This window comes from Brevibacterium sp. K72 (genome assembly GCF_050562175.1).
In the GTDB taxonomy this organism is placed as follows: Bacteria; Actinomycetota; Actinomycetes; order Actinomycetales; family Brevibacteriaceae; genus Brevibacterium; species Brevibacterium casei.
In genome coordinates this window covers 439,862-458,346 of record NZ_CP191582.1, presented here as the reverse complement: position 1 = coordinate 458,346, position 18,485 = coordinate 439,862, and the positions used below count along the sequence as shown (strand labels likewise).

General features: G+C 69.9%; 15 protein-coding genes. 12 read left to right on the top strand and 3 right to left on the bottom strand.

Annotation, left to right across the window (positions count from 1 at the left end):
* Positions 1 to 203 precede the first annotated feature (203 nt).
* On the bottom strand, positions 204 to 1,733 hold the full coding sequence (locus ACQ1RG_RS02075; RefSeq protein WP_131247877.1) for an APC family permease: 1,530 nt from the start codon (positions 1,731 to 1,733) through the stop codon (positions 204 to 206).
* Between the two features lie 185 nt (positions 1,734 to 1,918).
* Here ACQ1RG_RS02075 and ACQ1RG_RS02070 point away from each other — a divergent pair, with 185 nt between their 5' ends.
* The 8 genes from ACQ1RG_RS02070 (at position 1,919) to ACQ1RG_RS02035 (ending at position 10,485) form a co-directional block, all read left to right on the top strand.
* Positions 1,919 to 2,986: a CPBP family intramembrane glutamic endopeptidase gene (locus tag ACQ1RG_RS02070; protein ID WP_131247879.1), complete on the top strand. Its 1,068-nt coding sequence runs from the start codon at positions 1,919 to 1,921 to the stop codon at positions 2,984 to 2,986.
* Positions 2,987 to 3,138: 152 nt separating this feature from the next.
* A complete protein-coding gene (locus ACQ1RG_RS02065) occupies positions 3,139 to 3,645 on the top strand; it encodes a DoxX family protein (protein WP_009381036.1) in 507 nt (168 codons plus the stop codon).
* A 200-nt stretch (positions 3,646 to 3,845) separates the two neighbouring features.
* Complete coding sequence (locus tag ACQ1RG_RS02060; protein ID WP_430600455.1) at positions 3,846 to 4,715, top strand: siderophore-interacting protein; 870 nt, start codon at positions 3,846 to 3,848, stop codon at positions 4,713 to 4,715.
* Positions 4,712 to 5,347, top strand: coding sequence for a GrpB family protein (locus tag ACQ1RG_RS02055; protein WP_009381032.1), 636 nt, complete (start codon positions 4,712 to 4,714; stop codon positions 5,345 to 5,347). The genes ACQ1RG_RS02060 and ACQ1RG_RS02055 overlap by 4 nt, the downstream gene beginning before the upstream one ends.
* Before the next feature lie 162 nt (positions 5,348 to 5,509).
* Complete coding sequence (locus ACQ1RG_RS02050; RefSeq protein WP_009381031.1) at positions 5,510 to 6,076, top strand: isochorismatase family protein; 567 nt, start codon at positions 5,510 to 5,512, stop codon at positions 6,074 to 6,076.
* A gap of 160 nt (positions 6,077 to 6,236) precedes the next feature.
* Complete coding sequence (locus tag ACQ1RG_RS02045; RefSeq protein WP_063251020.1) at positions 6,237 to 8,546, top strand: MMPL family transporter; 2,310 nt, start codon at positions 6,237 to 6,239, stop codon at positions 8,544 to 8,546.
* Positions 8,547 to 8,674: 128 nt separating this feature from the next.
* A complete protein-coding gene (locus ACQ1RG_RS02040; protein WP_231882288.1) occupies positions 8,675 to 9,868 on the top strand; it encodes a sensor histidine kinase in 1,194 nt (397 codons plus the stop codon).
* Positions 9,865 to 10,485 carry a response regulator gene (locus tag ACQ1RG_RS02035; RefSeq protein WP_009381027.1) on the top strand — a complete coding sequence of 207 codons (621 nt, stop codon included), beginning with the start codon at positions 9,865 to 9,867 and terminating at the stop codon, positions 10,483 to 10,485. The genes ACQ1RG_RS02040 and ACQ1RG_RS02035 overlap by 4 nt, the downstream gene beginning before the upstream one ends.
* 124 nt (positions 10,486 to 10,609) lie before the next feature.
* Here the strand turns inward: ACQ1RG_RS02035 and ACQ1RG_RS02030 are convergent, their stop codons facing one another.
* Positions 10,610 to 11,245: a DJ-1/PfpI family protein gene (locus tag ACQ1RG_RS02030; RefSeq protein ID WP_009381026.1), complete on the bottom strand. Its 636-nt coding sequence runs from the start codon at positions 11,243 to 11,245 to the stop codon at positions 10,610 to 10,612.
* A gap of 147 nt (positions 11,246 to 11,392) precedes the next feature.
* On the opposite strand from ACQ1RG_RS02030, the gene ACQ1RG_RS02025 reads away from it, so the two are divergent.
* Positions 11,393 to 12,934: a PQQ-binding-like beta-propeller repeat protein gene (locus ACQ1RG_RS02025; protein WP_009381024.1), complete on the top strand. Its 1,542-nt coding sequence runs from the start codon at positions 11,393 to 11,395 to the stop codon at positions 12,932 to 12,934.
* Positions 12,935 to 12,998: 64 nt separating this feature from the next.
* Here ACQ1RG_RS02025 and ACQ1RG_RS02020 read toward each other — a convergent pair whose 3' ends face one another.
* On the bottom strand, positions 12,999 to 13,592 hold the full coding sequence (locus ACQ1RG_RS02020) for a hypothetical protein (RefSeq protein WP_009381019.1): 594 nt from the start codon (positions 13,590 to 13,592) through the stop codon (positions 12,999 to 13,001).
* Between the two features lie 184 nt (positions 13,593 to 13,776).
* Between ACQ1RG_RS02020 and ACQ1RG_RS02015 the strand changes: the two genes are divergently transcribed.
* The 3 genes from ACQ1RG_RS02015 to ACQ1RG_RS02005 all read left to right on the top strand — a co-directional run bounded on the left by ACQ1RG_RS02015 (position 13,777) and on the right by ACQ1RG_RS02005 (position 18,321).
* Positions 13,777 to 14,988: a cation:proton antiporter gene (locus ACQ1RG_RS02015; RefSeq protein ID WP_009381018.1), complete on the top strand. Its 1,212-nt coding sequence runs from the start codon at positions 13,777 to 13,779 to the stop codon at positions 14,986 to 14,988.
* 226 nt (positions 14,989 to 15,214) lie between these two features.
* On the top strand, positions 15,215 to 17,122 hold the full coding sequence (locus ACQ1RG_RS02010) for a serine hydrolase domain-containing protein (RefSeq protein WP_223289905.1): 1,908 nt from the start codon (positions 15,215 to 15,217) through the stop codon (positions 17,120 to 17,122).
* A gap of 170 nt (positions 17,123 to 17,292) precedes the next feature.
* Positions 17,293 to 18,321, top strand: a complete 1,029-nt coding sequence (locus ACQ1RG_RS02005; protein WP_009381015.1) for a GlxA family transcriptional regulator — start codon at positions 17,293 to 17,295, stop codon at positions 18,319 to 18,321.
* The last annotated feature ends 164 nt before the right edge of the window (positions 18,322 to 18,485 follow it).

The following is an 18,485-nucleotide window of genomic DNA, read 5'->3' as shown; positions in this document are numbered from 1 at the left end:
ATGAATTTTTATGTGGAGGCGCCGAGGTGGTCCGCCTGGGTGGTTCGCCGAGGTGGTCCGCCGTGCCGTGTCCGGCCGGCCCTGCGACGGCGGCACAACCGCTCGGTTTCGATCCGCACGGTACGGATCGATCCATGCCATGCGGATCGAAACCGAGCGGTTGCGGCGATGCGCCCGCGCCGCGTCCCCGCCCCGCTGGGAGGTCAGTCGCGGCGGTGGGCGCGGATCGCCTCGGCGACGGCGATGGCATCACCCTCCGGCGCATCCGACTTCCGGTCGGGACGCGCGATGAAGAGGTAGAGGAACCCGACGGCGAGGACGACGACGAGACCGATGAGGACGACGTAGTCGGCGAAGAACGCCCCCGACTCGCCGGGCCGGGCGAGCAGGATCATCGCGAAGATCCCGTACGCGAGCGCGAGGACGTTGACGACGATTCCCCACGCTCCCAGCGACCACGGACCCGCCGGCTTCCACCCCTTGGCGCGCTGGCGCAGGGAGGCGAGGACGACCATCTGGAAGCTCAGGTAGATGCCGAGGATCGCGAACGAGGTGACCGCGACGAGGATGCCGTCGTTGAACCAGATGAGCACGCAGATGAGCGCGGGCGCGGTGCACGCGACGATGAGGGCGTTGCGGGGGACCTTCGTGCCCTCGGCGACTCGGGACAGCCACCGGTGGCCGGGCATCATCCCGTCGCGGGCGAAGCTGAAGATCAGGCGCGAGGCGGCGGCCTGGAGGCTGAGCACGCACGAGATGAACGCGAGGATCGCGATGAGGAGGAAGAGCTTCGCACCGACCGGTCCGAGGCTGCCTTCGAGGATCGAGGGGATCGGGTCGACGACCTCACCTGCAACGATCTCATCGAGGTTGGGGGCGGCGAGGACGTACCCGCCGAAGGAGAAGAGGGCGGATACCGCACCGACGACGATCGTCATGATCATCGCTTTGGGAATGCCGCGGGCGGGGTTGGAGACCTCCTCGGCGACGTCGCCGCAGGCCTCGAACCCGTAGAAGAGGAAGAGCCCGGCCACGGCAGCGCCCATGAACGCGGCGAGGTAGCTGCCGTCTCCGGCCACGCCCATCGCATCGAAGAACACGGAGAACGGATGCTTGCGCTCGAAGATGAGGAGGAAGAGGCCGAGCCCGATGACGCCGATGAGCTCGGCGAAGAGGCCGATGCGCGCGATCCTGGCCAGCCACTTCGTGCCGCTGAAGTTGATCGCCAGCGCGAGGACGAGGAGTGCGAGCGCGAGGACGAGGGTGACGTTGCGGGTGAGTTCGAAGTCGAAGAGGCTCGCGACGAAGCCCGCCCCGAACTCCGCCACCGAGGTGATGGTGACGATCATCGCGCAGATGTAGACCCATGCTGCCATCCACGCGTACCGCTTGCCCCAGAGCCGCCGCGCCCACGGGTAGATCCCGCCGGCGATGGGGAACTGGGAGACGACCTCGCCGAAGACGAGGGCGACGAGCATCTGACCTGCGGCGACGATGACGATCCACCAGATCGACGGTGGGCCGCCGGCCGCGAGGGCGACCGCGAGCAGCGAGTAGACGCCGACGAGCGGCGAGAGGTAGGTGAACCCGAGCGCGAAGTTCGCCCACACGCTCATCGACCGCTCGAAGGAGTCGCTGTAGCCGAGGACGGAGAGATGATCTCCGTCGGAGAGGTGGGCTCCCGACCGTGGGGACTGTGGCGGGCGAGGGGTCTGCGGGGACTGTTCTGTCATTTCGGCACCTTTGCGCGAATCACTGTGGGACCCGCTCATCGTAGCCGACCGGGGAGCTGACCAGGGGCGCGGCTTCGCCTGCGCGTCGGAGGCCTCGGTCATCCGCGCGGGGGAGGACGTCGCCGACGCTCCGCCGTACATTGGAGGCAGAGGTCAGCGAGACGTCACGATGCGAGGAGGATCCGATGAGCGCCCCCGACCCTGCCGCTGAGCGTCCCGTCCCCACGGGGGAATCCACCCCCGCCGAGGCGGTGCCCGGCTCGCGCCCGTCCGCGGAGTCTGCGCCCCCGATCGTGCCCACCCGCGTCCCGTGGGTCGAGGTCGGCGTGTTCCTCGTCGTCACCGTCGGTCTCGGCTGGCTCGTCTGCCTGCCGCTGTGGCTCTCGGGCAAGGGACTGAGCGACCTCACGTTCGTCCAGCTCACCGGCCAGGCGCTCATGTTCACTCCGCTTCTCGGCACCATCGCAGCGCTCATCGTCCAACGCAGGCGGGCCCGCGAACCGCTCGCGAGCATTCCCCGCCGCCTCGGCCTCTGGCCCCTCTATCCGGTCGGACGGGTGCTCGGAGGGACCGGCCTGGCGGTACTCGCCACCTACCTCCTCGTCCTTGCGACCTATCTCCTCGCCGGCGCGTTCGGCTGGATGCGACTCGACCTCGTCGGACTCTCCGGATTCTCCGCCCAGCAGCAGGCACTGCCCGGACTCGAGGAGCTTCCCCTGGGCGCAGCGGTGGCCGTCTTCCTCGTCATCGTCGTCGTCAACACCGGGGCGACCGCGCTCTTCGCCTTCGGAGAGGAGGTCGGCTGGCGCGGATGGCTGCTCACCTCGCTGCGGCCGCTCGGCACATGGCCGGCGCTGCTCCTCATCGGTCTCGTGTGGGGGCTGTGGCACGCGCCGCTCATCCTCCTCGGCTACAACTTCGGCCGTCCCGACCTCACGGGCCTCGCCTTCATGGTCGGCGGCTGCATAGCCCTGAGCGTCCTCTTCGGGTGGCTGCGCCTGCGCACCGGGTCCCTGTGGCCGGCCGTCTTCGCCCACGCCGCTCTCAACGCCTCGTCGGGGATGCTGCTCGCTCTCGTCCTCAGCGCCGACTCCCCGACTCCGGACATGGCTCTCGTCACCGTCCTCGGCGTCTCCGGGTGGCTCGTCTCCGCCGTCGTCGTCCCCGTCCTCGTCCTCACCGGGCAGTTCCGGCGGCAGCCGGAGGTCGACGTCAAGCCGCCTCGTCGGAACTCGGCACCCGCCGAGGAATGAATCCGCAGGTCGGCGCGCCTACGAGATTTCCCCACCAGAGCATTGAGCTCAGTCATTCCTTCCTATAGGCTCAAGCCCCGAACGACCTCGTCGCCGAGGCGGTCGGCACCACCTCGGCGGACACCTCGAACCACCCGACGAAGGAGACGCTCATGGCACTGGGATCATCGCTGCTGCGCACCGTGGGACGCATGGCGACCGCACCGATCTTCATCATCGGCGGCTACGGCGCGCTGACCAAGCCCGGCGGGCGCGTGCAGATGGCCGCGCCGACGCTGGAGAAGATCCGGGAGTACGTGCCGGTGCTCCCCGACGATGACGAACTCCTCGTCCGGATCAACGGCGGCATCCAGCTCGCCGCGGGAACCACCTTGCTGCTCGGCATCAAGCCGCGACTCTCTGCGCTCGCCCTCGCCGGTTCGCTCATCCCGACGACCCTTGCCGGCCACGCGTTCTGGGAGGACGAGGAGCCGGAGGCCTCGGCGCAGAAGATGCAGTTCGCGAAGAACCTCGCCGCCCTCGGCGGACTCCTCGTCATCGTCGGCACCGAGGACACGCGCCACGCCATTGCGAAGGCCGCGGACAAGGCGGCCCGGAAGGCGGAGAAGCGCGGGTTCCGCGAAGGCAAGGACGCTGTCCGCGAAGCCCAGCGCAGCTGATCGGGCCGGGGGCGTCCCGGTACCGCCGTACCGTCGCGCTCGCGGGTCCTGCCCTCTCGCCGACCCGTTCCCCCTCGCCGAGGCGTCTCCTCGCCGAGGCGGACGAACGTCCGTGATCAGCCCCCGAAGCCTCCCGCGGCACAGGGTGGGCGGAGTAGCCTTGTCTGTACCGGATCGAACCGAGCCGACAGGAGCTGACCATGGTCACCTGGCCGAGCGGCATCAGGCGCCTGAGGCACCGCACCGACCGTGAGGTCGTCGTCACCCGAGTCGAGGACTTCAGCGATCGCTACCGGCGCATCCACTTCACCGGTGACGACCTCCTGCACGATCTCACCGACGTCTATCCCACGGCGTGGGTGCGACTGTGGGTTCCCGAGTCTCCGGCCGGTGCCGACGCCAAGGCCGGCGATGGGTCCGCGAAGGCAGGTAACGGCGACGCTGCGACCACCGACCACCCGGGGCCCGCACGCGGATCCGGCCGTGTCAGCCGCCGCGACTACACGTTCGTCGACGTCGACATCCGATCCGGGTCGTTCGCCCTCGACCTCGTACTCCCGCACCACCGCACTGCGGGCGAGGCCGCCTTCGGCCCGGCGACGCGGTGGGCGCAGGCAGCGCAGCCGGGAACGGTGATCAACGCCTGCGTCACCCCGGACCGCCTCGATCTGCCGCGGGATACGAAGCGCCTCATCCTCCTCGGCGATCTCAGCACCGTGCCGGCGGTGAACTCGTGGCTGTCATGGATTCCCGATGAGGTCGAGGCCACGGCGATCATCGAGGACGACGGTGACACGGACGGCATCCCGCAGCGGCAGCGGGCGAACGCGACCTGGACGTGGGTGCGCAGCACCGGATCCCGCGGTCAGGCGCTCATCGACCATGTGCGCGACCTCGGACTCGGCCCCGCAGGTCTCTACGTCTGGGTCGCGGGGGAGCGGGGGCTCGTCTCTGCGGTCCGCCACGGCCTGCGCCGCGAGCTGCCGCTCGACCGGCGGCGGCACTTCTCCCAGGCCTACTGGTCAGACAGACGGTCAGCTCACGTCCCGGCCGGTGAGTCGACGGAATGACAGCCGCCGATCCGACCAACGTCGACCCCGCTGACATCGTCGTCTTCAACGACATCGACGACCCCGACCTGTGGGTCAAGCCCAGCCCCCGGGCCGAGATCGCCGTCGTCGACCACGACCCGGCATGGGCCGCCCAGTACGAGGCGCTGGCCGTCGCGATCAGAGGTGCGCTCGGGAAGGGCGTCCTCGCGCTCCAGCACATCGGGTCGACCTCGGTGCCGGGTCTGGTCGCGAAACCCGTCATCGACATCGACCTCGTCGTCGCCGACCCCCGTGACGAGGACGCCTACCGGCCGGCGCTCGCCGAGGCGGGCTACGACCTCGTCATCCGCGAACCCGGCTGGTATGAGCACCGGGCCTTCCGGCACCAGGACCCCGATGGCATCCAGCAACTGCCCCTGAGCAATCTCCACGTCTTCGGCCCCCACTGCCCGGAAGTCGCCCGGCACCGCGTCTTCCGTGAGTGGCTGACGGCGAACCCGGAGGATCGGGAACGCTACGTCGAGGCGAAGCTGCGCGCCGCGGACGAAGCGAACGCCGCGGGGGAGACGACGATGGGCTACAACGCGCGCAAACAGGCCGTCATCCACGAGATCTATCGGCGAGCCTTCGCCGCCGCCGGGTGGATCTGAGGCTGCCCTGTCCCGATCGGGGTGGCCGCGCCGCAGCTCGGAGCGCCGAGGAGTTCCCCGACCCTGACCCGCCCCGCCGGGGTTGCCGGCACTGACCCGCCCCTTCGACGCTGCCGACCACGACCCCTGCCATCGTCGGTCCGGAGCGACTATGCTCGTTGGATGGCGAAGGCACTTCTCATCGTGGACGTCCAGAACGACTTCACCGAGGGCGGAGCGCTCGCGGTGACCGGCGGCGATGCCGTCGCGACCAGGATCTCCGACTACCTCGGCGAGTATGCCGGGGACTACGACGCGATCATCGCGTCCGCCGACTGGCATGACGGGGAGAACGACAATGGCGGGCACTTCGCGGCGGACCCCGACTTCGTCGACTCGTGGCCGGTCCACTGCGTCGCCGACACCGACGGTGCGGCCTTCGACCCGCTGCTGACGACGAGCCCGATCACCCACATGGTGCGCAAGGGTCAGGGGGTGCCCGCCTACTCCGCGTTCGAAGGGGCGACGGAGACGGGGGACCGCCTCGGCGATCTCCTGCAGAGGCTCGACGTCGCCGAGGTGGACGTCGTCGGCATCGCCACCGACCACTGCGTGCGCGCAACCGTCCTCGACGGTCTCAGCGAGGGCCTTCGCGTGCGCGTCCTCACCGACCTCATCGCCGGCGTCGGCGCCGATTCGAGTGCTCAGGCGCTCACCGAGATGAAGTCCGCCGGCGCCGTCATCGACTGACCTCGGCTCGGTCGGCGCCCCGCGGCCGGCATCGCCTCGGACGCTTCTCAGCAGGCTGAAGCACCTCGTCTCCCCGGCGAATATCCCCATCGAAAGTTGCAGACGAAGTCTCAACCGACACGCGATGTGCCCGGTGCCCCTGCCCTGATGAGCTGGAGGCATGAAGAATCTGCTCACTCGCACCGGCACGGTCCTCGTGTCGAAACGCGGCGCCTGGCTCGTCCTCGCCGCCCTCGTCCTCCTCGTCACCGTCCTCTTCGGCCTCCTCTCCGGAGCCGGTGAGGACCGTCCCACGCAGTCCGCCCCGCCGGACTCGGAATCCGCGCGCGCCGAGGCGGTCCTCGATCAGTTCCCCGGCGCGAACGAGCAGTCGGTCATGGTCGTCGCCTCCCGCCCCGGCGGCGCGACGCTCAGCGCCGCGGACCGGGACGCGCTCGGCGAGCTGGGGTCCCGCCTCGGCGAGGACGGTGAAGCGGTCGGCGGTCCGATCGTCAGCGACGACGGTGAGGCGGCCCTGCTCATGGTGCCGATCACCGTCGGGCAGACGAACACGGAGACGGCCGAGACGGTCGGCGAGCTGCGGAGGACGATCGCCGCGGATCCCGGTGCGCAGGCGCTCGAGGACACGGGACTGGAGCTGCTCGTCACCGGTGGGCCGGCGATCGGCGCGGACATCGCCTCAGCCTTCGACGGCGCGGACTTCACCCTGCTCATCGTCACGATCGCCATCGTCGCGCTCCTCCTCATCGTCACCTACCGCTCGCCCATCCTCTGGCTGCTGCCGCTCATCGTCATCGGCACCGCCGACGGACTCGCCGGGCGCGTGACCGGGGCGATCGGCGACGGTCTCGATCTGCAGTTCGACGCCGGCATCATCAGCGTGCTCGTCTTCGGGGCCGGCGCGAACTACGCCCTCCTCCTCATCTCTCGCTACCGCGAGGAGCTCACCCGGCACCCGGATCATCGGTTCGCACTCGCCACGGCATGGCGGCACACGGCGACGACGATCCTCGCCTCGAACCTCACCGTCGTCCTCGCACTGCTCAGCCTCGTCCTCGCTGTCATCCCCGGCACCCGCGGACTCGGCATCACCGCTGCCGCCGGCCTCGTCATCGCCGCCTGCGCGGTCCTCCTCGCCCTCCCGCCCGTCCTCGCGATCTGCGGCAGGCGCGTGTTCTGGCCCTTCGTCCCGCGTCCCGCCGACGATGCCGACCCCGCCGAGGCGGCCGACGGTGCCGCTGCCGACCGCGGTGCCGCTGCCGACCGCGGTGCCGCCGCTTCCCGAGGCTCGGCCCAGGGTGCGACCACGCCGACGTTCTGGCGGGCCATCGCCACCCGGGTGGTCGCCCGCCCGGGGATCCACCTCGGTGTCGGCATCGCCCTCCTCGCGGTCATGGCAGCCGGCTTCATCGGCACGACCGTCGGTCTCGACCAGTCGGAGAAGTTCAGGGTGCAGTCGGAGTCCGCCCAGGGACTCGACGTCCTCGGCGAGCACTTCCCGCCCGGGGAATCCCAGCCGATCTGGATCGTCGCCGACGCGGGCGAGGCCGACGAGGTCGTCGACGCGGTCTCGGGCATCGACGGGGTCGTCCGTGCCGGGACCGTCGACGAGGCGACGGTCGAGGGATACCGGATCGCGAAGATCATGGTCACCGGCGAGTACGAACCCGACAGCCCGGAGGGACTCGCCCTCGTCGAGACGATCCGCTCTCAGGTCCACGCGGTCGACGGCGCGCACGCCGAGGTCGGAGGGGCCGCGGCGACCGAGCTCGACGCCCGTGACGGCAACGCCCGGGACCTCGCGACGATCGCTCCGCTCATCCTCGCCATCAGCTTCCTCGTCCTCCTCGCTATCCTCCGGGCACCGCTGGTCGCCCTCACCCTCCTCGTCGTCAACGTCGCCTCGACGGCGGCGGCGATCGGCCTCGGGTCGGCGCTGAGCAGGGTCTTCTTCGGGCAGGCGGCGATCGACGCGCAGGTGCCGATCCTCGCGTTCCTCTTCCTCGTCGCCCTCGGCATCGACTATTCGATCTTCCTCTCCCACCGGGCGAAGAAGGAGTCGGCGCTCCACGGGTCGAGGCAGGGCATCATCGAAGCCCTCGCCCACACCGGCGGGGTGATCACGAGCGCGGGCATCGTCCTCGCCGGGGTCTTCGCCGCCCTCGGTATGCTCCCGCTCATGGTGCTCGGCCAACTCGGGCTCATCGTCGGCGTCGGCGTCCTCGTCGACACGGTCCTCGTCCGCACCGTCATCGTGCCCGCGATCATCGCGCTCGCCGGTCCCCGGATCTGGTGGCCGGACCGGGCGATCACCGAGTTCGCGCCGGATGCGGGGACGGGAACCCGCGGCGAGGACAGCACCACCGCCCAGCTGGTATCGCGCGCGAACGTCGGCCTCGCGGTCGGGGCCGACGTCGCAGTCGAGGAAGGTTCCGCCCGCACCGGCGGTCCGATTGGGTACGCCCGGTGACAGTCGGGACCCAACCGGGGCGGTCCGCGGCCGCAGCAGAAGACGCGCGGACGCCTGCGGATGCAGGTTCGGCCGCCGCGGCGGGCCGCCCCGACGACTATCCTGACGGTGGGGGAGAAGGAGGAGCAGTGGGCCCACACAGGTGGACGGCGCGGACGATGGAGATCGGTCAGCACGCGATCGCTGTCGTCCTCACCGTGATCTCGAGCCTCCGGGCGATCACTGCGGGAGCCCCGGTTCTCGCAGTGGTTGCGGTCAGTCTCGTCCTCCTCGCCTGGTACGGGTTCGGCGCGGTGCGGGCCGCCCGCAGCGGCTCGGTCGACCTCGCCCGATGGTGGCTGCTCGTCCTCGCCGCGATCTGGCTGCTCATGCTCGTCGTCTCCGCCGAATTCATCTGGGTCGCGTTCCTCCTCTGGCTGCTCGCCGGTCACCTCTTCTCCCTGCCCATCGCCGTCGTCTTCACCGCCGTGACCTACCTCGCGACCGTCGCGGCACCGCTCATCCACCACGGAAGCGTGAGCACTCCCGCGGTCATCGGCTCCCTCATCGGCGCGGTCTTCGCCCTCGGGCTCTCCCGCGGATACATCGAACTCCTCCGGGAGGGACGCCGACGCGAGGAGCTGCTCCAGTCGCTGGAGGCCGCCCACCGCAGCCTCCTCGACGTCCAGGACGAACTCGCCCTCACCCAGCGTCATGCGGGAGAGATCGAGGAGCGGACCCGGGTGTCTCGGGACATCCACGACACCGTGGCCCAGGAGATCTCCTCGATCCGCCTCATCTCCCACGCCGAGGCGGATCGCACGACAGACGCCCATGCCGCGCAGGTGCTGCGACAGGTCGAGGATCTCGCCGCCCAGGGGTCGCGCGATGTCCGTCGGATCATCGCCGCACTCGCCCCGGCCGAACTCGAGGATGCCGCCCTGCCCGCGGCCATCGGCCGCCTGCTCAGCAGGCTCGAGTCCGATACGACGATCCTGGCGGACCTCACCGTCGATGAGACTTGGCCGGCCCTGCCCGCCGAGGCGGAGGTCGCCCTCCTGCGGACCGCGCAGTCGGCGCTCGCCAACGTCCGTCAGCATGCGCAGGCCACACGCGTGCGCGTGAGCCTGAGCGACCTCGGCGATTCGATCAGAATGGACATCGTCGACGACGGCGTCGGCTTGGCCGACCCACAGACTCGGACGCGGAAGACCGACTCGGGGTTCGGACTCGACTTCATCGCCTCGCGGATGCGTGAACTCGGGGGCGAGCTCGACATCGAGACCGCCCCGGGAGCGGGCTTCGCGATCTCGGCGACGCTTCCGCGAGGAGGGCGCAGATGACGATCAGGGTCATCCTCGTCGACGACCACCCTGTGGTCAGGGCCGGGCTTCGCGCGGTCATCGACGTTCCCGAGCACATCGAGGTCGTCGGAGAAGCCGGCAGTGGGGAAGAGGCGCTCACCCTCTCCGAGCGGTTGAGCCCTGACGTCGTCGTGTGCGACCTGCGTCTGGGTGAGGGCATGGACGGGATCGCGACGACTACGGCTCTGCGGAACATGCCGACACCACCCGCGGTGCTCATCCTCACGACCTTCGACCATGATGCGGAGATCGTCGCAGCCTTGAGCGCCGGCGCGGCGGGCTACCTCCTCAAGGACATCGAACCGACCGAAATCTCCGTGGCGATCGAGCGCGCGGCCCGGGGCGAGACCTACCTTCCGCCGGAGATCAGCGCGAAGGCGATCGCGCAGATGCGCAATCCCGGTCCGCAGCTCACCCGCCGGGAACGTGAGGTCGTCGCCCTGCTCGCCACCGGGGCCTCGAATGCGCAGATCGCGCAGGAGCTCTTCGTCACCGAAGCGACCGTCAAGAGTCACCTTGTCAACGTCTTCGCCAAGCTCGGCGTCGATTCGCGAGCGCGGGCGATCCGGGTCGCGGAGGACCTCGGTCTCGTGTGAGGCAGTCCGTGGGGGCAGGTTGATCGGGCGTTCGGCCCGTGGCGGCATCCCGGCCGAAGCTGCGCCCGCAGGTGGCACGCACCTCGTCCCAACTACGGTCTGTCATGCCGCCGCGCCCCATGGCCTACATCCCGAGCCCGTAGTGCTCGGCGAAGGGATCCCAGTCCGGATCGCTGTGGACCTCGAGTTCGACGGTGCGGGCAGCAGTGGTCGCCGCCTCTTCACCGACCAGGCGGGCGATGAGCGCGGCAGTCATGTCCATGCCCGCCGCCACGCCCGACGACGTCCACCGGTCCCGGTCCTCGACCCAGCGGGCGTGCGGCACCCATTCGACGTCCGTCCCCTGCGCCGACGCCCAAGCGAAGGCCCGCTTGTTCGACGTCGCCCGGTACCCCTCGAGCAGCCCGGCCGCTGCGAGCACCGCCGAACCGGTGCACACCGAGGTGACAACGGAGGCCCGCGACGCCCACGCGGCGATGAGGTCGAGCAAGTCGTGGTCGTCGACGAGTCCTCGCGTTCCGCCTCCGCCGGGCACGAGAACGATGTCGGGAACCGACCCCGATGCCAGGGAGTCGGACAGGGAGTCGGTGGCGACCACCTCGGCGCCCTGACTGCTCCGGACCGGTCCCGGGCTCGCCGCGAGGTAGGTGATGGCGAAGCCGTCGGGGACGACGCTGAGCAGTTCGACGGGACCGAAGACGTCGAGGAGTTCGAAGCCCTCGAAGAGGACGATGCCCACGGTGCGCGGTGACGGACTCATGGGCTCATCGTAGAGCCCGGTGGTGACACGAGATCATCGGTGCGGGACCGGGCGGGATCCACACCGCCGACAGCTGGCGCTCGACCATTGCCCGACAACGTGACTACACGTGGACTACGATCAGCTCATGAATGTGAGGATTCCCCGATGAACCTGCGCGCCGTTTTCGCCGTCACGGCTGCGACGTTGCTGGCGGCGACCGGCTGCAGTGCCACTGCTCCGTCCACTGAGCAGACACCGACTCCCACCACCGTCCCCACCCTCAGCGACCCGATCGAGCTCGACTCCCTGTCCTCCGTCGTCGTCGACGACGGTGTCGGCCGTGCGCTCATCACCGACTGGAATGCCCAGAAGGTGCGCGTCATCGACGCGACCGGCAGCGAACTGTGGAGCAGGGACACCCTCATCGACGACGAGCGCGGCGGGGCGGAGGCATACTTGGCCGGTGAGAACGTCATCATCCATGATTACTCGGGCACGACGACGGCCTACGCGTGGTCGGACGGCAGTGAGCAGTGGTCGTTCACGGTGCCCGGCGATGAGGGCACCTGCCACCCGGCCACGGGATTCGGGTCGCAGACCACGGGAGTGAGCCCCAACCTCGGCGAGGGCGACCTCATCCTCCTCGCCTACCTCGGGATGGAGGACTCGGGGTGTGAGCCGACGTCGCCGGAGGGCAACCTCATGGTCGTCGCCCTCGATCCCCGCACGGGGAAGGAAGCCTGGCCTGCGCTGTCGTTGGGCGAGGAAGCCCGGACGTTCGGCGGCACAGCGGTCAACATCTCACCCGACCGGTCGACGGGATACCTGTCCTGGGACGATGATGGGACATCCGCGCTCAGCCGGATCGACCTGAAGACGGGGGAGCATTCGACGATCTCGCTCGAGACCGCGCGCACCGTCGACGACACGGGTGTCGACTACTACGACGTCAGACCCACCACGGACCCGGCGTCCGCCCTCTACGTCTACGGAGCCGAGGACCCCGACGATCCGCTCTCGGCCGCGGTGACGCGCACCGCCGTCCTCGACCTGCCCGCCGCCCCTCCGCAGTCGACGGATCCGGTCATGGCGGTCGCCGACACTCAGGGCTCGGGCACGCAGGGCGCCGGCGCGCAGACCGAGGCGACGATGGAGGACATCGTCGAGCCCGTGTGCGCAGTCGAACCCGCGTTCACCCCGCAGGGAGAGCCGACGTGCCTCCAGCCCCAGCTCTACGCCTCGGCGATCAAGTACCAGGGCTCCACCGGTGGACTGAAGGCATGGACGGCGGATGCCCCTGAGGCGGGCCTCGACTCCCTCGGGTTCCCCGGCGCCCCGCAGACCGCCCCCGTCGACGGGCCCGACGGCCCCCTCGTCATCGTGCCCGGGCTGCAGAAGTCGGTCGACGCGCTCGATGCACGGACGGGAAGGACCGTCTGGTCGGCAGGCGACGTGAGGACCGTCTCTGCTCCCACCGCGGAGGACGACGCCCAGTTCGGCATGCCGTGGGGCGGTCAGGGAGTGCTGCCCGACCTCGGTCTCGTCGTCGTCACCGACGCCGGGACGACGCGCTTCTATGAAGCGGCGACGGGCAGAGAGGTCTCTGAGAAGCAGACTTCCGAGTTCGCATCTCTGTCCTCGAGCCGGCGGTTCGTGCTCGTCTCCGACGAGGACTCGACGACGATGTGGGTCGTCATCGACCGGTGACCAGGCGCCGTTCGCTCGTGTGGGTTCGTCGATCAGCTGGCCTGACCGTCAGCGCCTGAGCCGCTCAGCGACCCGTGCGGTCGAGGAGCCGATCGAAGGTCTCGCACAGCGGCCAGAACTGCTCCCACGGCAGCGGCGTGCCCGCCAGCGACGCTTCGAAGAAGCTCAGGTGGGTGAGCCAGCCCGTCGCGTAGGAGTCGATGAGGTCGCCGAGGCCCAGGTGACGCAGAGTGAGCACGCTCGCAGGCTCTTCGTCGCCGCCGTCGGCTGACCGCCCGGAGGTGGACGTGCCGTCGGCTGACGGTCCGGAGGCGGACGTGCCGTCGGCCGACGGGCCCTCCACGCCCTCTCCGCTGAGATCGCCGGCGGCGACCGCCACGGAGATCCGGCTCGTCGGCTCGTCCGGGAACGACCACGTCATCTCTGCGGAGTGGCCGTCGATCGCAAGGACCTCCGACCGGCACAGGTAGCTGTCGGCATGGTCGACGATGATCTCACCGCCGAGGCGGCTGTCGAAGGTCAGCGGTCGCCCGAGCCACTCGCTGAGAGCGTCGACGTCCTGCAGATGCGCCCACACAGCGTCGGCGCCGGCCGGCAGTCGCCAGCCGATCGTGAGGCAGTCGGCCGAGCGGTCGGGGTCGATCTGGATCACGGGCATCGTGTGTCACTCCTCGCATCGGGTGGAGGGGTCCCCGTGCCACGGGACCCTGTGCCCACGAGACTAGCCGACCTTCCGGGGCGGCCGGCAGAGCCTGACGGGGTGGACGGCGACCCGATCACATTCGCGTCACCGTTCCGCGGCGAACGGTCCGCAGCCCGATCCGGCTTGTACCCTGAGCGCTATGGACACCGCAGAAGAGTTCGCACCGCTGGTCCTCATGGTCGCCGTCGTCTGCGTCTCGCCGCTGCTGGCCAGGCTCACCCGCGGATGGGTGCCCGACACGGTGTGGCTCCTCCTCGGCGGTCTCCTCATCGGTCCCTCCGTGCTCGGACTCGCCCACCCGTCAGAGAGCCTCGGCCTCCTCTCAGAGATCGGACTCGGCCTCCTCTTCCTCCTCGCGGGCTTCGAGATCGACCCGCAGGCGATGAAGTCGCGGCAGGGCAGGCTCTCGTGGCTGGTCTGGGCTGTGAGCTTCGCCCTCGCCGTCGGCTTCTCCGCACTCTTCGCCGGTGATCTCGGATTCTTCGGCTGGGCGGCCATCGGCCTGGCCCTCACCTCGACTGCCCTGGGCACGCTCCTGCCGATCCTCACCAGCGCAGGGGTCCTGCGCACCCCCGTGGGAGCGGGCACGATGGTCCACGGCGCCGTCGGCGAGCTCGGCCCCGTGCTCGCCATGGCCCTCCTCCTCTCGGGACGCAGCTTCTCCCTCAGCGCCCTCATCCTCGTCGCCTTCGTCGTCATCATGGCTCTCACCGTCGTCATCCCCCTCCACCTCGGCAGCCGCATCCCCTCCCTGCAGCGGGCGATGATCGACGGCGCCAGCGGCACCTCCCAACTCGTGCTGCGCACGATCATGCTCGTCCTCATCGCCCTGATGTTCCTCTCCGCCCTCCTCGACCTCGACGTCGTCCTCGGTGCGTTCATGGCCGGCATGCTCGTCAAGCGGATCGCCCCCGCCGAGGCGGTCGAACGTCTCGAGGTCGGCCTCCAGACCCTGGGGTTCTCCTTCTTCATCCCCGTCTTCTTCGTCTACTCGGGGATGGGCATCGCCCTGGCCGCCGTCGCCGAACAGCCCCTCACCCTCCTCTGGTTCTTCACAGCGATCCTGCTGCTCAGAGGTCTGCCGCTCATGCTCGGTGAGCGCTTCCTCTGCATCACCCCCGGCGTCAGCGGTCTCAGGGAGCAGGCGCAGGTGGGCCTCTACGGGGCCACGGGACTGCCGATCATCGTCGCCGTGACCTCCCTGGCTGAGAGCTCCGGTCTGCTCACCGCCGACATCGGGTCCCTCCTCGTCCTCGCCGGCGCGTGCACCGTCCTCGTCTTCCCGGCTCTCGCTGCGGTCCTCCGGTCCACCAGGGCGCCGTCGGAGACGAGCCTCGACGAGACGCGGTGAACGGGGAGACACGGGCGAGGGCGCGTGAGCGCTGCGGCGAACCGTCCGCGACGCGGGTCTGAACTTCTCGTGTCGGATGGTTGTAAGTTAAATAACTGATAGGTAACTGCCGCGCGTGTCCTTCCTGGTGACAGCGTTCCGTCTCAGCCGGTGAGGCCGTGGGATTCACGATCTGAGGCTCCGGAGGCTGTTGCCGTCCATGTCCGGGAGGTAGGCTCGGCGGTGCATGAGACCACAGACGGAGGCAGAGATGGCGGATATGAAGAAGGTGCTCCACAGCCTGACTCATAACCCCGCCACCCGACGCATCGGGGCGCTGTCGGGCAACACCAAGGGCATCGACGGCGACGAGAAGTCCGATGCCGAGCGCACGCAGGCCACCGACGCCTCGGCGGGCGAAGGCACGGACCGCGGAGGCAGCGGCGATCGCGGCGGCCAGGGCTCGGACGGCACGGACCGTTCGCACGGCACGGACCGCCTCGGCGAGGATCCCACCGGCGATGACGCGGCCGGCTCCGGTTCCGGTGCGGCGGGACCCGGCGGACCCGGGAAGCGGCCGCTGCCCCACGTCGGCGAACTCACCTCGGCGAGCGAAGAGGCGATCGTCGACCCGTCCGAGGCGATCCTCGAGAGCATCGACCTCGACTCCTGGAAGTGGCCGGAGTACTTCGCCTTCGCGCTCACCCGGATGGAGGAGATCTTCCCCAGCGCCGGGATCCCGCGCGGCATCGGCTCCGTGTGCGAGTACATCTCGCAGGACAACGACTTCCGGTCGCTGACGATCGATGCGAAGAAGTGGACCGCGGCAGACGACGAAGGCTGGACGACCGTCGGCGACGTCCTCGCCAACACCTTCACCGACGCCTGGCTCGTCACCCGCGGCGGGGTCGCGATCGCCGAGGAGTACGCGTGGCCGATGAAGCCGGCCCGGCGCCACATGCTCTTCTCCGTGAGCAAGTCGATCGTCTCGATCGTCGTCGGCGCGCTCGCCGATGCGGGACTGCTCCGCGTCGACGACCTCGTCACCACCCATGTTCCCGCGCTCGGCAAGAGCGGCTATGCCGGGGCCACGATCCGCGACCTCCTCGATATGCGCTCGGGCGTGAAGTTCTCCGAGGAGTACCTCGAGGACGGCTCGGAGATCCGCAGGCTCTTCGAGGCCGTCGACTTCGCGCCGCGGACCCCCACCTCGGCGCACGGGATCAAGGACTTCCTCACCGGGCTGACGAGCGAACGCGAACACGGGTCCTCCTTCGTCTACCGCAGCTGTGAGACCGACGTGCTCGCCTGGGTGTGCGAGAACGTCGTCGGACGCCCGTTCGCTGTCGTCGCCAGCGAATTCGTGTGGTCGCGCATCGGTGCCGCCCACGCGGCGCAGGTCTGTCAGGACCGATGGGGCGGCTCGATCGCCGACGGCGCCATCAGCACGACCCTGCGCGACCTCGGTCGCTTCGGCGAGATGATCGCCCGCGGCGGGGTCAACGCCGACGGCACCCGCGTCGTCTCCGAGGCCTGGGTCGACGACATCTTCGCAGGCGGTCCTGACTCGGCGCAGGTCTTCGCCGAATCCGCCTCCGGCCAGTCGTATCCCGGCGGGATGTACCGGAGCCAGTTCTGGGTGCCCTCGGCCAGTCGAGACGTCGTCATCGGCATCGGCATCCACGGGCAGATGCTCTACATCGACCGTGCCACGCAGACCGTGGGCGTCAAGCTCTCCTCCGATCCGGAACCCGTGTCCCTGGCCGCCCAGCACGGCACCCTGGCGATGTTCGAAGCCATCACCGAGGCTGTCCCCGCCGAGGTGGTCCCCCCGACCCCATCGGCGCTGCCCGAGAAGGCGGTGACCCCCGGGCCGCTCACCGGTGCTGCCGAGGCGCGGACCGGGACCGTCGAGGCCCCCGGCGCTGCCGGTGTCGCCGGCGCACCGGCCGGTGCAGGGACGGAGAATCCTGCCGGAACCGCGGGGTCGAATCCCGCGGTGGGTGCGGGCGCGGCCCCTCCGGCAGGGGCCGGGTCGGGAGCCGCCGCACCCGTCGGACTCCACGCCGGGACCGTAGGCAGCGGTCTCGTCGCAGGCGGGGGAATCGGCGTGGCAACCCTGCCGGGAATCGTCCCCGGCAGCTACGCGTACTGACTGCGCGCACGGGCGAAGGCGACCGCAGCCGAACACACGGCGACGACGGAGACCGAGTTCGCCCCGGCGCGAGCCGTGGCCCCCGGCCCGACCCCCGCCGGGGTTCCCGGTCCGACGCCTGCCGGGGTTACGCCGACAGGCCCAGGTGAGTGCCTAGACTGGAGGGCACGATGACTGCCGACGCACTGCTGCCCTCAGCACGGCGCACCCCGCGCCCGAAACCTCACCGCATGGCCGTGCTCGTGCTCGCGGGGGTCTCGGCGATCGACCTCGGCGTCCCGGTGCAGGTCTTCGGCGCCGAGTCGAACAGCGTCGGCCAGGTGCCCGGGACGGCGACGACCGCCGGTGGCTGGCCCTACTCGGTGACCGTGTGCGGGGTCGAACCCGGAACGGTCACCGGAGCCGACGGACTCTCCTTCGCCGTCGACCACGGGCTCGAGGCGCTCGCCGAGGCCGACACGATTCTCATCCCCGGGGCCTCCTCGGCGGTCGCAGGGGAGGCCCCGGCCGCTGTCATCGGCGGACTCCTCACCGCCTTCGAGCGGGGCGCGCGGATCGCAGCATTGTCGACGGGCACCTTCGTCCTTGCGCGCACGGGTCTCCTCGACGGCCGTCGGGCGACGACCCACTGGTCGACGGCGCAGGCGCTCGCCCGCCGCTATCCGACGATCGACGTCGACGAGAACGTCCTCTTCATCGACGAAGGTCAGCTGCTCACCTCGGCGGGGGCCGCCTCGGCGATCGACCTCTGTCTCCATCTCATTCGGCGCGACCACGGTGTGGGCCTGTCCAACCAGGTCGCCCGCCGTCTCGTCGCCGCAGCCTATCGGAGTGCCGGGCAGGCGCAGTATGTGCCCCGCAGCGTTCCCGAGCCCCTCGGCGACGTCTTCGCCGACACCCGGCAGTGGGCGCTGCAGCACATCGGGGAGGAGCTCACCCTCGGCCAGCTCGCCGCGAACGCCGGAGTCTCGGTGCGCACATTCTCCCGGCGCTTCGTCGAGGACACCGGGTACACCCCGATGCAGTGGGTGCTCCGCGCCCGCGTCGACCTCGCCCGGGAGCTGCTGGAGAACACCGACCTGGGGATCGAGCAGATCGCCGACCAGGTGGGGCTCGGCACCGGGGCGAACCTGCGGATGCACTTCCAGCGCATCCTCTCGATCTCCCCGAACGAGTACCGGCACACGTTCTCGGGCTGAGACACAGCTTCTCCTGGTGAGAGCAGGTGTGGCCGGAAACTTTCGCTTTGTGGCAATAAGACTGGCGAGAACCTTTCGCAGGTTGTCGTGCTGGCCACTGTTGTCGGGTCGTCGCGCTGGGGATCATGGTGATGTACCGGTTATCAGACCTCCCAAGGAGAGAC

Excerpts from the sequence above, each read along its gene's own strand:
- ACQ1RG_RS02075 (WP_131247877.1), bottom strand. The coding sequence starts at position 1,733 with ATGACAGAACAGTCCCCGCAGACCCCTCGCCCGCCACAGTCCCCACGG.
- ACQ1RG_RS02070 (WP_131247879.1), top strand. The coding sequence starts at position 1,919 with ATGAGCGCCCCCGACCCTGCCGCTGAGCGTCCCGTCCCCACGGGGGAA.
- ACQ1RG_RS02065 (WP_009381036.1), top strand. The coding sequence starts at position 3,139 with ATGGCACTGGGATCATCGCTGCTGCGCACCGTGGGACGCATGGCGACC.
- ACQ1RG_RS02060 (WP_430600455.1), top strand. The coding sequence starts at position 3,846 with ATGGTCACCTGGCCGAGCGGCATCAGGCGCCTGAGGCACCGCACCGAC.
- ACQ1RG_RS02055 (WP_009381032.1), top strand. The coding sequence starts at position 4,712 with ATGACAGCCGCCGATCCGACCAACGTCGACCCCGCTGACATCGTCGTC.
- ACQ1RG_RS02050 (WP_009381031.1), top strand. The coding sequence starts at position 5,510 with ATGGCGAAGGCACTTCTCATCGTGGACGTCCAGAACGACTTCACCGAG.
- ACQ1RG_RS02045 (WP_063251020.1), top strand. The coding sequence starts at position 6,237 with ATGAAGAATCTGCTCACTCGCACCGGCACGGTCCTCGTGTCGAAACGC.
- ACQ1RG_RS02035 (WP_009381027.1), top strand. The coding sequence starts at position 9,865 with ATGACGATCAGGGTCATCCTCGTCGACGACCACCCTGTGGTCAGGGCC.
- ACQ1RG_RS02030 (WP_009381026.1), bottom strand. The coding sequence starts at position 11,245 with ATGAGTCCGTCACCGCGCACCGTGGGCATCGTCCTCTTCGAGGGCTTC.
- ACQ1RG_RS02025 (WP_009381024.1), top strand. The coding sequence starts at position 11,393 with ATGAACCTGCGCGCCGTTTTCGCCGTCACGGCTGCGACGTTGCTGGCG.
- ACQ1RG_RS02020 (WP_009381019.1), bottom strand. The coding sequence starts at position 13,592 with ATGCCCGTGATCCAGATCGACCCCGACCGCTCGGCCGACTGCCTCACG.
- ACQ1RG_RS02015 (WP_009381018.1), top strand. The coding sequence starts at position 13,777 with ATGGACACCGCAGAAGAGTTCGCACCGCTGGTCCTCATGGTCGCCGTC.
- ACQ1RG_RS02010 (WP_223289905.1), top strand. The coding sequence starts at position 15,215 with ATGAGACCACAGACGGAGGCAGAGATGGCGGATATGAAGAAGGTGCTC.
- ACQ1RG_RS02005 (WP_009381015.1), top strand. The coding sequence starts at position 17,293 with ATGACTGCCGACGCACTGCTGCCCTCAGCACGGCGCACCCCGCGCCCG.